Source organism: Streptomyces inusitatus (assembly GCF_014651115.1).
Classification (GTDB): Bacteria; Actinomycetota; Actinomycetes; order Streptomycetales; family Streptomycetaceae; genus Streptomyces; species Streptomyces amakusaensis.
Map to the genome: position 1 here is coordinate 67,609 of NZ_BMWG01000019.1, position 13,008 is coordinate 80,616.

Here is a 13,008-nt window from a genome sequence, read left to right on the forward strand (position 1 = left end):
GGCCCCCGCGCCCAGTGGGTGCCTGGCGTGTGGCGTGTCCCGGAGTTCGCTCCCGCCCGGGCCCGGGTACGGGGGGCGGCTTTCGGCCGGGTTGACGGAGCGGCAGAAGAGCGTGGTGCGGCACCAGTAGGGTGCCGGTGCGCACTGCGGTGCGCCTCCCCTCAACGGACGTGTCCGGGCCCCTCGCCTTCGGGGCCCGGCCCGAACCCGAAGGAGGTCGTCGGCCGGGAACTCCGGCGGCCGGTTCTGAGGGGAGGCGCCCATGGGGCGTCACGGGAAGCGGAAGCCGACACTCTGGCAGCGCTGCGAGGACCTGATGGTCCGGGCGGCACGGCTGCTGGGGAGGTGGCTGAAGCGATAGGGCCGACCTGAGCCCCGACTTATGAGGCTCAGGCCGGAAAACCCTTTTCCGTATGGCTCCCATTCCGGAATTCCGGTCCGGGGTGGGAGCCGCTTCCCCGGCAGGTGCACCTGCGGAGTCGCGTAGAGGCCACGGTAGCCGATAGCCCGGAATGCGGCGAGAGCTGTCAGCACACGCACCTGCCACCAACCGGGCCCTTCCCATCCGAGGGCTTTGGCATGCTGCGGCCAAGCAGTTCGGCCGACGTGGCTACCAGCGTCAACTCATCATCCCCACCCGCGCGAGGGTCGCTCGGAGGCCCGCCGGAGGCCGTTCGACCGGAAGCCATCGGCCGTCCCTCCCCACACAGGGGTCGCTCGGCAGCCCGGTCGACCGGGCTGTCCGAGTCCTTCGGCTGCCCCCAGACCGAGGTGGAGGCCGGACTGGTCGCCGCGACCTGGACAGCCGCCCTGGCCGCCCTCACCGCCGAGGTCGCCGCAGCCTGGCACTGGCACTGAACTAGAACCTGCTCCATCAGAGCCGGTACATCGTCCGCGACAACGCCGGCCTCGGGGGAACACCCGCCACGACAACTCCCACATCGCCTTCGTCTACCACTCCACCACTACCGCGACCCCGCGCGGGCGGGGACGACCCGGACGTCGATTCCGCGAACGCGCCCGAAAAGGGACAACCCCCGCGCGGGCGGGGAGGACACTTCGTGACCTGGGGTGTTGTCGCGTGATCATGCTGTTTTCCTTTACATGCTTCACGACCATTCCCAGATTCTGCTGGTGTGTCAGCGTCAAAGTGCCACCGGGCTTCTGGTAGCACCGTATCCGTCGTGAGGGCGGTCGCATCGACGGATGCCTGTACTGACCGTGCGGTGCGTTCCCCTCGCTGCGCCGGGGGCCTTGCTCACGCCGGCGATGACGTCCACGCGGTTCTGGTTGAACTGGTACCAGAGCCTTTGCCCCGTCCGATACACCCGATGGGTCTCCGCCTCGACCTCCTCGGCCCGCCCGAGTCGTCCGAGGGCGCTGGCGCGGTACTCCAGCAGCGCGGCCCCCACGGCCTGGCGGACGGCGAAGGCGAGCGCGGACACTGCTGCGGCCGGGTCCGTGTCCAGCTCGACCGGATCCACCGAGCCCCGGGAACTCGCGCCGTGTGCGCTCGCTGCCAGCCGTCAGCGGCGTCCGGACCTCGGAGGCGACGGGCACCCGGCCTCCACGATCGCCACTTCGGTCCGGCGCCAGCCACACACCTCACCCACCCGGCCGGCCAGGCTGCCGAGCCGCCCCGCACGAGCAGGTAAGGCGCGCCCGGCACCCAGCCGAAGGCTCTGTCGATCGAACGATCCCCGCGCGGGCGGGGACGACACTCGCCAAGGACGAAAGTCCAGGTGAGAGCCCGTACGATCCCCGCGCGGGCGGGGCAGACATCCCGATACCACTGCATGGGCTGCATCCCCTCGAGCGACCCCGCGCGGGCGGGGAAGACCTCCCAGTGGTGCGCTGCGGGGGCCCGACGATCAGCGCGTTGCCGGCCGCGAGGGCCCACAGGCCCATGCAGCCGTTGCTCATGGTCGCGTTCTGCGGCGGGCTGAGGCAGACCACGCCGTCCGCCTTGCGCACGAGGCGAATCCGCCGGCCAGCGGCCTCCATACGACGGTCCATCAGGGTGCTGAGCTGTTCCAGGCCGGCCGGCGCCATGGCCTCCGCGATGCAGGACAGCTCCCAGCGGGCGAGCGTCGGCGGGTGTCCTTCGTGTCCGAGGATCTCCACCAGCTCATCCGCCTGCTCGATGATCCGCAGCCGGAAGTCGGCGATCATCGCCATCCGGTGTGCCAGGGGGTGTGAGCCCACTGGGGCTGGGCCTCGCGTGCGGCACTCAGCGCGAGGGTGAGCTGTTCGTCATCCGCCACGGCCACATGGCCGACCATGGACAGCTCTTCCGCCTCGGGTTCGGCGCCGTGTGCCAGTTCGCTCTTCCTGCGCAGGACGTCGGCGGGATCGGCGACGCTGCCGCCGGACGAAGCCGGGAGCGAGGACCTCGTAGGACATCTCCAGGCCCTACCAGCCATGTGGGCCTCCGTCGCCGGCTACGCGTCCGCGTCGCCGGGACAGGCCGGCTCGGCATGGTGAAGCCGCACATCACCAGGCTCGGGGCAGACGGCGCTGCCCTGTCCGCCTGTACGCCGACCGCCACAGCAGTTGAGCAGCGGCGGGGCATCTCTCGGCACCGCCCCCTGCAGCTGACACGGAGGGCTGCTGAGCGTTCAGTGTCCCTGCCGTCAGGGTTGCCCGGCAGGAGGTCACCTGAACGCCTCCGTGTTGCCCCTCCGGACGAGACGGTTGCCGCCGGCACCGCGGCTGGCCCGGGGTGAGCGACCCCTCCGAGCCGTCGTCACCCCATGGGGAACAGCGCGAGGCGGCGGGCGGGGAAGCTGGTCCCTGCCGGCGGTCGCGGACAGCACCGTCCGCCAAGTGGGGTGAGGCGGCCGGGTGGCCGGGGAGGCGTTGCCTCAATGTCCTCCCGCCGGGCGGTTTCCACCCCTGCCGCGGACTACTGCTGCCGGCTGTGCGTCGCCGTTCGGTCGGCGAGTCGCTCCAGGACGCCGATCGCGGCGCGGAGGTCGAGTCTGTCCAGTCCGTCGAGGTCCGTGAGCGCCCCGTACCCGATGAGGTCAGGCGGCCTTTGTTGTCCACGTGGACCGTCGCGGTGACCTGGTCGCCCGAGTGGCCGGGCAGCCGGACCGTGAAACTCAGCCCGGTGAGCCGCGCCTGGGGAGAACCCCACATCGGGTTCGGTCTGTTCGCAGTTCCGCTCTTCTTCGGCGAGCTCGTCATCGTACTCCCGCTCGGTCAGCCGGCTCATCGTCAGCCGGGCCGCCTCGGCGGCACGTAGCCCTCTGAGCTCGGCGTTCTGAAGCTGCTCCATCGCGCACTCGTTGTCCCTGGTCAGGTTCCCCGTCTGGCCGATGGCCCAGACCGCGGACAGAAGGAATCCCAGGATCGGGAGGGTCGCAGACTCCTGCTCCTGGGGATCAAACCCAGGGCGGATCCGATGTGCGGGGTCGATGGCACCCATGGTGACCCCAGGCTCGGCGGTACCGTGTCGGCCAGCACAACGCACCAGGCCACCGCCAAGATGCGCCGGACCACCCGAGCGGCCCAGCCATAGAGTCCTCCCGTCCACCGGCGGCACCGGGAACAGTCGTTGCCGCGATGCGCGCCGACCGGCTGCACAACGGCTTCAACAGGTCCGCGACGCCCCTCACACCGGCTCCGGAACTGCGGAGGGCCGCGGTGTGAAGACCTGCCGCCGTCCGGACAGGCGGGTTGCCCAGCGCGGGCGGCGCACGGGGAAGTCGCTGCTCAGAGGCCGGCGTGCGGAGGTGATGTCGGCGAGGCTACGTCCACACAGCTGCTGTGGCACCACGCACTGAGTTGTCCGCATCCCGTACACCCGGCTGCCCCATCGGATCCGGTGCGGGCGCGGACCGCCACCAGAGCATCGGAGACCTTGCCCGAGATCACCAGCACACCGGGCAACTGCGGTAACAAGCGCACCAGTTCTAAGTGAAGTCGCAGACTGCCCGCTATGCTGACCGGCCCACCGCGTCACGGGGATGACCTTCGGCTACGAAATTCTTGCCAGAACGGCGATCGCTTGTACGCCAGCAACGGGTCGGGACGGTGTTCTCCGCCTGGGCGCGGTCCCGGAAGTCGGCAGGTTCCCGAAGATGCGGGGGAGCTCACTGCCGGGTCGGCACGCCCCCGGAAGCGTGCCGGAGAGTGAGTCCGGAGGTGGCCGCTCGGGCCAGCACCGCGTGATGACGTGCTGGCGGAGTGCGTGATTCGGCAGGGCTGTGACCAGCGGATTCAACGGGAATAGGGCGGTTGGTCACCGTATTCCGGACGGTGACTGCGCTCTGCAGGGTGCTCGTTATCTTCGCAAAGATCCATTTCAGGACCTTCGACCCCGTCGCCGCTGGGCCATTGGGCCTACGTGACCGCCGAAGGCCCTGACTAGCTTTGGCGTTTTCCGATGCTTCTTTATCCCGAAGGGATTTCATGACAAAGGCATTGTTGAGGCGTCAATCGGCTGTCGGGGTCTGACTGGCACTCGCCGGTGCCCTGCTCCTGGAGACCGGAACGCCACGAGGGGCCGTGGCGGCCGAGAAGCCCGCCGTGTCGCGGCCCACCGGCAAGCCGGCCGCAGGGAAGGGCATCACCGCGGCGATCCTGAAGGCGCGCCTCCAGAGCAAGCGGGTCGAGGTCGTCGGCGAGCGCAGCGAGACCCGCACGCTGTGGGCGAATCCGGACGGGACCCTCACCGTGGACCAGGCCGCCGGGCCTGTACGGTTCCGGAACAAGGGTGGCTCCTGGTCCAAGGTCGACATCGGCCTGGTGAAGAAGGCCGACGGGCGGATCGGCTCGAAGGCCCACCCCCTCGGGCTGACCCTCGCGGGAGCGACCCCGCGGCGGAACGACGCCGCGGCGGCCCGCAGGCTCGGCGCCGCGTCGTCCGTCGCCGCCTCCGTCCCCCTGGTATCCCTGACCAAGGGCAAGGGACAGCAGGTCACCCTGGGATGGCGCGGCGCGCTGCCCGCGCCGGACATCGAGGGAACCAGGGCGACCTACCGCGGTGCCCTGCCCCACGCGGACCTGGTCGTGGACGCCACCAGGACCGGCTTCGAGCAGTTCCTCAGGCTCCGCTCCCGCGAGGCCGTCGGCCGGGCGGGCACCCTGCGGATGACGCTCACCGCGAAGGGGCTGAAGGCCAGGGCCTCGAACGGCGGGGTGACGTTCACCGACGCGAAGACAGGCAAGACGGCCGGGACCATGCCCGCCCCGGTGATGTGGGACAACCGCAGGGACAAGCACACCGGCACGCACACCCACCGGGCCCCCGTCGCCCTCACCGTCGACCAGCACGGTGACCAGATCGATCTGACGCTGCGCCCGGCCAAGGCGTTCCTCGCCGACCCGGCCACGAGATTCCCTGTCACGGTCGATCCGTCGGTGAACCTGCCGGTCACCTTCACCACCTTCGTCCAGGAGGGCCACACCACCGATCTGTCCACCGCGCAGCATCTGCGCATCGGCGGCACCCCCGGCAATGTGGCCCGTTCCTTCCTGCGCTTCGACACTCAGCCGGTGAAGAACCAGCAGATCACGGCGGCCACGCTGAAGCTGTGGAACAGCAACTCCGGCGTGGGATTCTGCATCGCACGCTCCTGGGAGGTCTGGGACACCAACAACGTCGGCACCGCGACCCGCTGGACCTCACAGCCGTCCTGGAACCGCAAGTGGGCCACCTCCACCCAGACCAAGGGCGGCGGCTGCGACCCCGGCTGGGTGAGCGCCAATGTGAAGACGCTCGTGCAGGCGTGGTCCACCAACCCGCACGCCGAGAACATCCTCGGCGTCAGGGCCACGAACGAGAACGACGTCCTGGCCTTCAAGCAGTTCCACTCCCGCAACGCCGCGGCCAACATCCCGGTGCTGTCCGTCACCTACAACACCCAGCCGGGCACTGCGAGCGCGGTGGCGTTCACCCCGTCCGCGCACAACCCGTTCAACCAGAGGACCTATGCCACCTCGGTCACGCCGACGTTCACCGCGAAGGTGACCGACCCCGAGGGCGCCGCCGTGAAGGCGCAGTTCGAGGTCGTCGGCGAACCGGCCGCCGACGGGAGCGTCTACACCTGGACGGGCACCAGCGCGGCGGTCGCCTCCGGCTCCACCGCCAAGCTGACCCTGCCGACCGCGAACAAGCTCCGTGCCGGGTCGCACCGGGTCCGGGCGCGCGCCTACGACGGCCTGGTCTACGGTCCGTGGAGCGCCTACTCGACGTTCGGCGTCAATGTCGTGCGTCCCAACGCCCCCTCGGTGAGCTGCAACGGCATCACCCGGGACCAGTGGAACAACATTGCGCCCGGTGAGGTCGACTGCACCTTCACCACCACCTCCACCGACGGGCGCGGCTTCCTCTGGGGCCTGAACGACCCGGCGACCAAGCAGGCGGTGAACGACCCCGCCGGAACACACGGCCGTCCCCAGACCGTCAAGGTCAACCTCACCCGCGGCTGGCACACCCTGTACGTCCGCACCGTGGACTCCGGCGGACTGCTCTCCGGTGTCGTGGCGGTCCAGTTCGGCGTGGGTACCGAGCCCGCCGGGCTCACTGCCCCCGACGTTCCCGGAGCGCTCCAGGAAGGCGGCCTGGAGACAGCCGCCCCGCTGCTCTCCGGCGTGGTCACCACCCGGTCCCAGATGTCGCTCAACGGGGAGTTCGCGCTCTTCGACGCTGCCGGGGCCGCGCTGCCCGGCGTGGTGCTCCCACCGATGGGCGCGGGCAGCGGCAGCCGTGTCGCCACGATGGTCCCCGAAGGCGCCCTCACCCCGGGCACCTCCTACCAGTGGGCGATGCGCGCATGCAGCGACACCGCCTGCTCCCCATGGAGTACGAAGAAGACCTTCACGGCGAAGACCCCGCACTCCGCTCCCGCCCCGCAGACCAGTTCGGTGACCCTCTCCGGCACGGCGCTCCAGGACGCCACCGCCCCGGTCGGAGCCCAGGACTGCGGCGGCACGCCGTGCGCCGCAGTCCAGGACGATCAGCTCCAGGTGGGCACGCCGGACGGAATCTCCTGGCGGACCTGGTTCAAGGCCGATCTCACCGCGGTGCCGGCCGGTGCCCGGATCACCGGTGCGCGGCTCAAGCTGCACCGCGTGGACTGCGTCGACGGCGAGGTCTGCGAGGAGCCCGGGGCGACGGTGCGCGAGCTGGCGGACGCATGGACCCCGCAGCAGAGCGGCCAGGATCTGGCCGCCGCCTCGAGCGAGGCCACCCATGAGAGCGAGGACGAGACGACTGTCCCGGTCGGCAGCCTGGATCTGGGACCCCTGGTGGACTCCTGGCGCTCCGACGACGACAACCACGGGATCAGCCTCCAGCTCGGCGACGAGAAGACCGCCGCCCCCGGCATGGTCTACCACTCCTCCCGCGCCGACGACCCGGCCAAGCGCCCCCAGCTGATCATCGACTACATCGCCGCGACCGCTCCGACCGCCCCCCGGGACGTCCGGACGGTCACGGCCGACGGCGGTCTCCTCGCCGTCTGGAACGCCCCCTCCGACACCGGGTCCTCCGACGGGGCCCCGACCTACACCGTCGTCGCCCACCGGGGCGGCGCCGAGGTGTTCCGCACCACCACCACGAGCGACCGGGTCAGCGTGCCCGGACTCGTCAACGGCCAGGACCACACCGTCACCGTCACCGCCGCCACCTCCCACGGCACCTCCCCGGCCGTCACCACCGCCGCGGTGAAGCCCCAGGCAGTCACCGACCGCGATGGTCATCTCCAGGCGGTGCGGGACTACTTCGCGGCCCGCTCCGGCCTCCTGAAGGGCACCTACACCACCCTTGACCAGGCCGTCGCGTCCTCCCCGCACGGAGTGAAGTTCCGTGCGCTCCTCGCGGAGCAGGCCCCGGAGCTGAACCGGCGGCGTCAGGCGGTCGTCGGGCACGGCCTGCACTACTCCTCCATCACCACCACCTTCGACAACCTGCTGGCAGGGCCCGGCCCGAACGGCACCGTCGTCGTCCGCGGCGGGGTGAAGGAACAGCTGAACCTCACCCACACCGACGGGACCCATGAACCCGAGGAGGGGGAGGAGACCGGCCACTTCGTCTTCGACCAGGGCGTTCTGCGCATGGAGGCCGACGACACCGCCGTGGAGACCACCCTGCCGGAGGACGGGGCCGCCGAGCGGGCCGCCCACACGGCGGAACCCGACGCACGGGACCTCGCCGATGTCACCCCGGTCACGGAGGAGGCGCCGCTGGTCGAGATGAACGCCGACGGCATGTTCCCCCGGACCGGACCGGCCCCCGGGGGGCCGTCGCCCCGCAGGGCCCCCGACCACAGCGGCACCGCACGCTGGGCCCTGGGCAACATGAAGCCCAAGTCCGAGTGGGAGTACAAGCAGGACTGCACCAACTTCGTCTCCAAGGCCCTCAACCGCGGCGGCAAGATGAAGCAGATCCGGGGCGGCCGTGAGAACGTCGCCCGCTGGTTCCGCAACAACGTCGGCTTCCAGCGCAGGGACAGCGTCACCTGGACCGTCACCGCCAAACTCCGCACCCACCTCAAGCAGCACCGCAAGGGCAAGGAGATATCCCTGCTCGACGTCCGGCCCGGGGACATCGCCTTCGCCTGGTACAACACCCCCCGGCGCTGGAACCACGCGGGGGTCATCTCGAAGATCGACGGCTGGACCATCCACATCGCCCAGCACGGCGGACGCAACCGCACCACCGTCCAGAACTGGACCCGGAACCCGGACATCGGCCAGGTGAGCTTCATCCGACCAGGGCGCCGCAGCTGACCACAGCAGACACAGCGCCGTGACGGCACCCGGCGGAGCCCCCGGGCCCACCGGAGACCCCCGGCACGACCGTCCCCTTCACCTCAGCCGCGGCCCCGCAACCCGTCCCGGGTGCGGGGCCGCGGCCCGTCCGCGCGGCGGTCCCGTATCAGCCTCCACAGGCGGTGCGGATCTTGTAGAAGTTGCTCAGGTACTTCGCGTGGTAGTCCGCACTGGTGATCCGTACGAAGGCTTCGTCGGCGTGCCTCAGTGACGAGCCGGTCAGGTTGGCGCTGCCGGTGTAGACGCGGGGCGTGATGTCACCGTTGTAGTCGCCGTCGATCAGAATGTGCTTGTTGTGGGGGAGTACATCGATTTCAGGGCCATTGGGAATCAGGCACTTGCGGTGCTGGATGCCCGCACGGTTGAGCTCGGCCACGACATTGGGCTGGGCCGAGCGGTAGACGATGTCGATCCAGCAGCCCCTTGCGCGCAGTTCGCTCAGCTTGTCGGCGACCTGGATCCGCGTGTCGTTGAAGTAGAGCACCACGATCCGGACGTCGGTCTGGTGGCGCTTGCCGTCCGCGCCCGTGTAGGAGCAGGCAACTTCGTTGAGGACGTTGACGATGGTGTCGGTGGCCGGGTTGTAGTAGGAGGGGTCTCCACGGGGGAAGAAGTAGGCCCGGTAGGTGGAACCGGTGGGGGTGGAGGAGTAGACGCTGCTCTGTCCGTCCCTGAGATACCGGCCGGCTCGCAGCTTCTCGTGGTAGGCGGCGTAGCCGTCGTGGACGGTGGCGTCGACGAAGGTCACCGCGTCGTTGAAGGCCTCTTCCTTGTCCCAGTTCCCGAGATTCGAGGAGGTCTGGAAGACGGCCTTCGAGTAGGCGGAGCCGTCGTCGAAGGGGCCGGTTTTCGAGAATAGGAAGAACTTGTTGTGGTTGTAGGCCGAGGCTGCGTCGGCGGAGATGCAGCCCCTCCTGACATCGTCGATGTGGTCGTTGTCCTCGAAGCGGTCATCGCACACGACGATCCAGGACCGGGCCGTGTCGTTGTTCCCGAGGCCGGCCTTGAGCGCGTCGTAGGCGAGGTTGGCGAACTCCTTGCCGTTGTCGTCGCGGACATAGGTCGAGTCGTCGACGATGATCCGGACGTTCACTCCCCGCTGGTGCGCCGCGAGCAGGGCGTCGGCGACCTCAGGATCCTTGAACTCGAAGATCGAGCCGAGGATCTGCTGGCCCGGCGGGGTGGCGTCGATCAGGCGGACCAGCTGGGTGAAGATGGCCTTCTGCTGCGCCGCTGTACCTAATGGGTTGTTGAACACCGGTCCGTTGACAACCGGCTTGACAGGCACGGCACCCGCCGGTGGCGCACCGCCCAGCACGGAGCCGGCGACCAGAGCAAGGGTGGCCGCCACCGTGGTGACGGCACTGCGTACGCGGATCAACTGATCCTCCCGGGCGTATAGGCCACGTGGGAAACTCCGCAATCGTTTCATGGCAAGGCCACGACAAGAAGAGTTCCGGGAGTCTCGGCTTGTTCTCTGAGGAGCAGCAGCAGTTGCTGGCGGAGGGCGGAGACCCGTGCCTTGGGAATCTCCCTGGTGCACGGTCACCGGCATCCTGCGGTGACGGGCGCGCCATCGAGATAACCATGATCATCATGGGCGCCTTCGGCGCTAAGGAGTCTCGGCGAAATCAGGCGCGCGTTACGTCGGCGTCTGGCACGAATGCGTCACGACACCCCGGCGGCCAAGACCCTATCGTGGTCGCACAAGTGCACATCTGGCGACCCGAGAGGGGACGCTTGTGCTCAGCAAGCAGTCATCGCGCCAGCCAAACCGTACGCTCGTTTTGATTCTGACCACCGTGCTGATGACGTTCGGCATCGGACTGACGGTCACGCCTGAGGCAGAGGCATACGCCGTGTCGTGCTCCCAGAGCCATGCCGGGAATGGTGAGGGGGGCGGCCGTCTGAAAACAGACGTGAACCTCAAGCGGGGGCCCTACACCCACTGCGCCAACGCCGGTACGGCCGCCTCCGGTGAACTGGTCTATTACCACTGCTACGTCTTGAACGACTACGGAAACGTGTTCTGGTACGTCCGAGTGGCGGGCACCTCCAACTACGGCTGGACGTCGGCCGCCAACATCGAAGACATCTATATCGACGACAACGGCGACGGAATCAGACACCTTCTGTATTGCTGACAGCGGCGCCCGCACATGCCCCTCCGCGTTCCACTCGTGGGTCGAGACCATGGACGGCACCCCGGTCGGAACGGAGGAGGACAATGGCAGCGACCACCCGTGGACCGCCGTCCACCGCACCTGAATCCCCCGTGCACAACTCACCTGCCGACGAACCGATTTCACCCGAACAAGTGGATCTGAACGCGGGAAAGTTGACCGCTCGGAGGCGGGAGCAGCATCAACGCGCCCGGGCCGTGGGCAAACAGGTTGAGCCCCCCACCGTGGCCGGACTTCGATGACGCCGTGACCCTCCCAGCACCCCTTTCCTCCCCAGCCTCAAGCCCAGATCCCAGCCGCCGCGGCACTCCCCGCTCCGGGTGCACCGCCGGTGATGCGCCTCAAAGAGGACACTCATGAGGCCAGGCAGGCGACGCTCACAGCCCGCGCCATCGCCGCCCGGCTGCCGGCCCCACTCGCCCGCGCCTGGCGCCTGAGCTGGAACACCGACCGGCGCAGCGTCCTGATCCCTCCTGGCCGTCGTCCCGCGGGCGTGGGGTGCGGTACGGGTCGCGCAGATCACCCCCACGCCACCGCCCACCAGAGCCTCGCCGACAGCCGCCTGCGGGGCGTCCTCGCCCAGTACGCCACCGACGGCTCCACCGCCCCCGAGGTCCGCGCCTACACCATGGCGCCTTCCTCCTCGATCAGTACCGCACCACCTCCCACCGGCTGGAGACCGAGCAGTTCGACGGTGCCCGCCGCAGCGCCCTCGTCCAGGGCGCCGGGGACCTCCTCGCCGCCGTCGCCACCATCGCGGTCTGGGCCGGGGCATCGTGTTCCTCCTGCTGAACGGGGACATGGCCGTAGCCGCCGCCGCGACCACCGTCCTGGCCGTCCGCAGCGCCAACACGGCCCTCACCGGCAGCGTCCGCGCCTCCGCCTCCCTGTTCAGCACCGGCCTCTACGTCACCGACTGGGCCAGTTTCGTGGACACCGCACCCGCCTGGGCCATGAACCGCGGCACCTCCCCCGCCCCGCCCAACGGGCCGGACGTGATCAAGGCCCGGAGCCTCGCCTTCACCTACCCCCGCCACCGCGCCCGCCGTCAACGGCATCGACCTGACCATCCGGCGCGGCGAGGTCATCGCCCTCGTCGGGGAGAACGGGTCCGGCAAGTCCACCCTCGCCCGTCTTCTCACCGGCCTCTACCTCCCCAGCAGCGGCACCGTCACCCGGGACGGACACCCCACCGCCGACCTCGACCCGAGCACTCTGTGGCAGACCATCGCGCTCGTCCCCCAGGACTACACCCGCTGGTCCTTCACCGCCCGGCAGAACATCACCCTCGGCCAACCCCGGCCCGGAGGCGACCAAGCCGTCCACGAAGCCGCCCGCAACGCGGGTGCCGACACCGTCCTCACGGCCCTCCCCCACGGCCCTGGACACTGGCCCGCTCCTGGTGGGGCGGCCACGACCTCTCCGGCGGCCAGTGGCAGCGCCTCGCCATCGCCCGCGGCTTCCACAAGGACGCCCCCGTCGTCGTCATGGACGAACCCGCCTCCGCCCTCGACGCCCACGCCGAGCACCAGCTCTTCACTCGCCTGCGCACCCTAGCCGACGGCCGCGCGGCAACCCTGTTCATCACCCACCGCCTCGCCAACGCTGCTGTCGCCGACCGCGTCATCGAGTCCGGTACGTACGACGAGCTCCTCGCCACCGAGGGCTCCCAGTTCGCGGAGATGAAGAATCTTCAGGACCGCCGAGCCGACACGACCGGCTCTGTCACAGGGGCCTTGAGCCGGTGAACACCGCCAGCCGGTCGCGTCGGCGACGTATGCGACCACCGCACACCTGGCGCGCATAAGCACCCCTCGCGTCACTCTGCGCAGCGCTTGTCAGGGCGAGGTGGTGTGTTCTTGTCGATGGCAGGCTTCTAGCGGGCGCGCTCCCGGTGCGGCTTCGGTGATGGTGCCGACGCATTCTTGGACGGGGAAGCCGGGCCGGGGCGCGGAAGTGTCGGAGACGGGCTCGAACGTCTGGGACGCGCGAAGACGGAGGGCGTGCACGGTCCGGTCCTTTCGTCGTGGGCCCACGCACCCGA

Annotated in this window: 7 protein-coding genes and 2 pseudogenes; 5 read left to right on the forward strand and 4 right to left on the reverse strand. The window is 69.6% G+C overall.

Features of this window, described 5'->3' with window-relative positions:
• Window positions 1–1,145: 1,145 nt before the first annotated feature.
• The 3 genes from IE247_RS24735 to IE247_RS24745 form a co-directional block, all read right to left on the reverse strand.
• Complete coding sequence (locus tag IE247_RS24735; RefSeq protein ID WP_190125468.1) at window positions 1,146–1,484, reverse strand: hypothetical protein; 339 nt, start codon at window positions 1,482–1,484, stop codon at window positions 1,146–1,148.
• 684 nt (window positions 1,485–2,168) lie between these two features.
• On the reverse strand, window positions 2,169–2,423 hold the full coding sequence (locus IE247_RS24740) for a hypothetical protein (RefSeq protein ID WP_190125469.1): 255 nt from the start codon (window positions 2,421–2,423) through the stop codon (window positions 2,169–2,171).
• Window positions 2,424–2,905: 482 nt separating this feature from the next.
• The gene (locus IE247_RS24745) at window positions 2,906–3,430 is read right to left on the reverse strand and encodes a hypothetical protein (RefSeq protein ID WP_190125470.1); all 525 of its coding nucleotides are present in this window, start codon (window positions 3,428–3,430) and stop codon (window positions 2,906–2,908) included.
• Between the two features lie 1,082 nt (window positions 3,431–4,512).
• On the opposite strand from IE247_RS24745, the gene IE247_RS24750 reads away from it, so the two are divergent.
• Window positions 4,513–8,739, forward strand: coding sequence for a DNRLRE domain-containing protein (locus IE247_RS24750; RefSeq protein ID WP_190125471.1), 4,227 nt, complete (start codon window positions 4,513–4,515; stop codon window positions 8,737–8,739).
• A 148-nt stretch (window positions 8,740–8,887) separates the two neighbouring features.
• Here the strand turns inward: IE247_RS24750 and IE247_RS24755 are convergent, their stop codons facing one another.
• Window positions 8,888–10,162 (reverse strand): phospholipase D-like domain-containing protein, encoded by a 1,275-nt coding sequence (locus tag IE247_RS24755; RefSeq protein WP_229869334.1) that lies wholly within the window; start codon window positions 10,160–10,162, stop codon window positions 8,888–8,890.
• A 361-nt stretch (window positions 10,163–10,523) separates the two neighbouring features.
• Between IE247_RS24755 and IE247_RS24760 the strand changes: the two genes are divergently transcribed.
• The 4 genes and pseudogenes from IE247_RS24760 (at window position 10,524) to IE247_RS34505 (ending at window position 12,712) form a co-directional block, all read left to right on the forward strand.
• Complete coding sequence (locus IE247_RS24760; protein WP_190125473.1) at window positions 10,524–10,925, forward strand: hypothetical protein; 402 nt, start codon at window positions 10,524–10,526, stop codon at window positions 10,923–10,925.
• 1,125 nt (window positions 10,926–12,050) lie between these two features.
• A pseudogene (locus IE247_RS34815) lies at window positions 12,051–12,248 on the forward strand (ATP-binding cassette domain-containing protein); the annotation flags it as partial.
• Window positions 12,182–12,424: pseudogene (locus IE247_RS34820) on the forward strand (hypothetical protein); the annotation flags it as partial. The pseudogenes IE247_RS34815 and IE247_RS34820, both read left to right, overlap by 67 nt.
• A gap of 27 nt (window positions 12,425–12,451) precedes the next feature.
• On the forward strand, window positions 12,452–12,712 hold the full coding sequence (locus IE247_RS34505) for a hypothetical protein (protein WP_229869335.1): 261 nt from the start codon (window positions 12,452–12,454) through the stop codon (window positions 12,710–12,712).
• Window positions 12,713–13,008: the final 296 nt, after the last annotated feature.

Excerpts from the sequence above, each read along its gene's own strand:
- IE247_RS24740 (WP_190125469.1), bottom strand. The coding sequence starts at position 2,423 with ATGGCTGGTAGGGCCTGGAGATGTCCTACGAGGTCCTCGCTCCCGGCT.
- IE247_RS24745 (WP_190125470.1), bottom strand. The coding sequence starts at position 3,430 with ATGGGTGCCATCGACCCCGCACATCGGATCCGCCCTGGGTTTGATCCC.
- IE247_RS34505 (WP_229869335.1), top strand. The coding sequence starts at position 12,452 with ATGGACGAACCCGCCTCCGCCCTCGACGCCCACGCCGAGCACCAGCTC.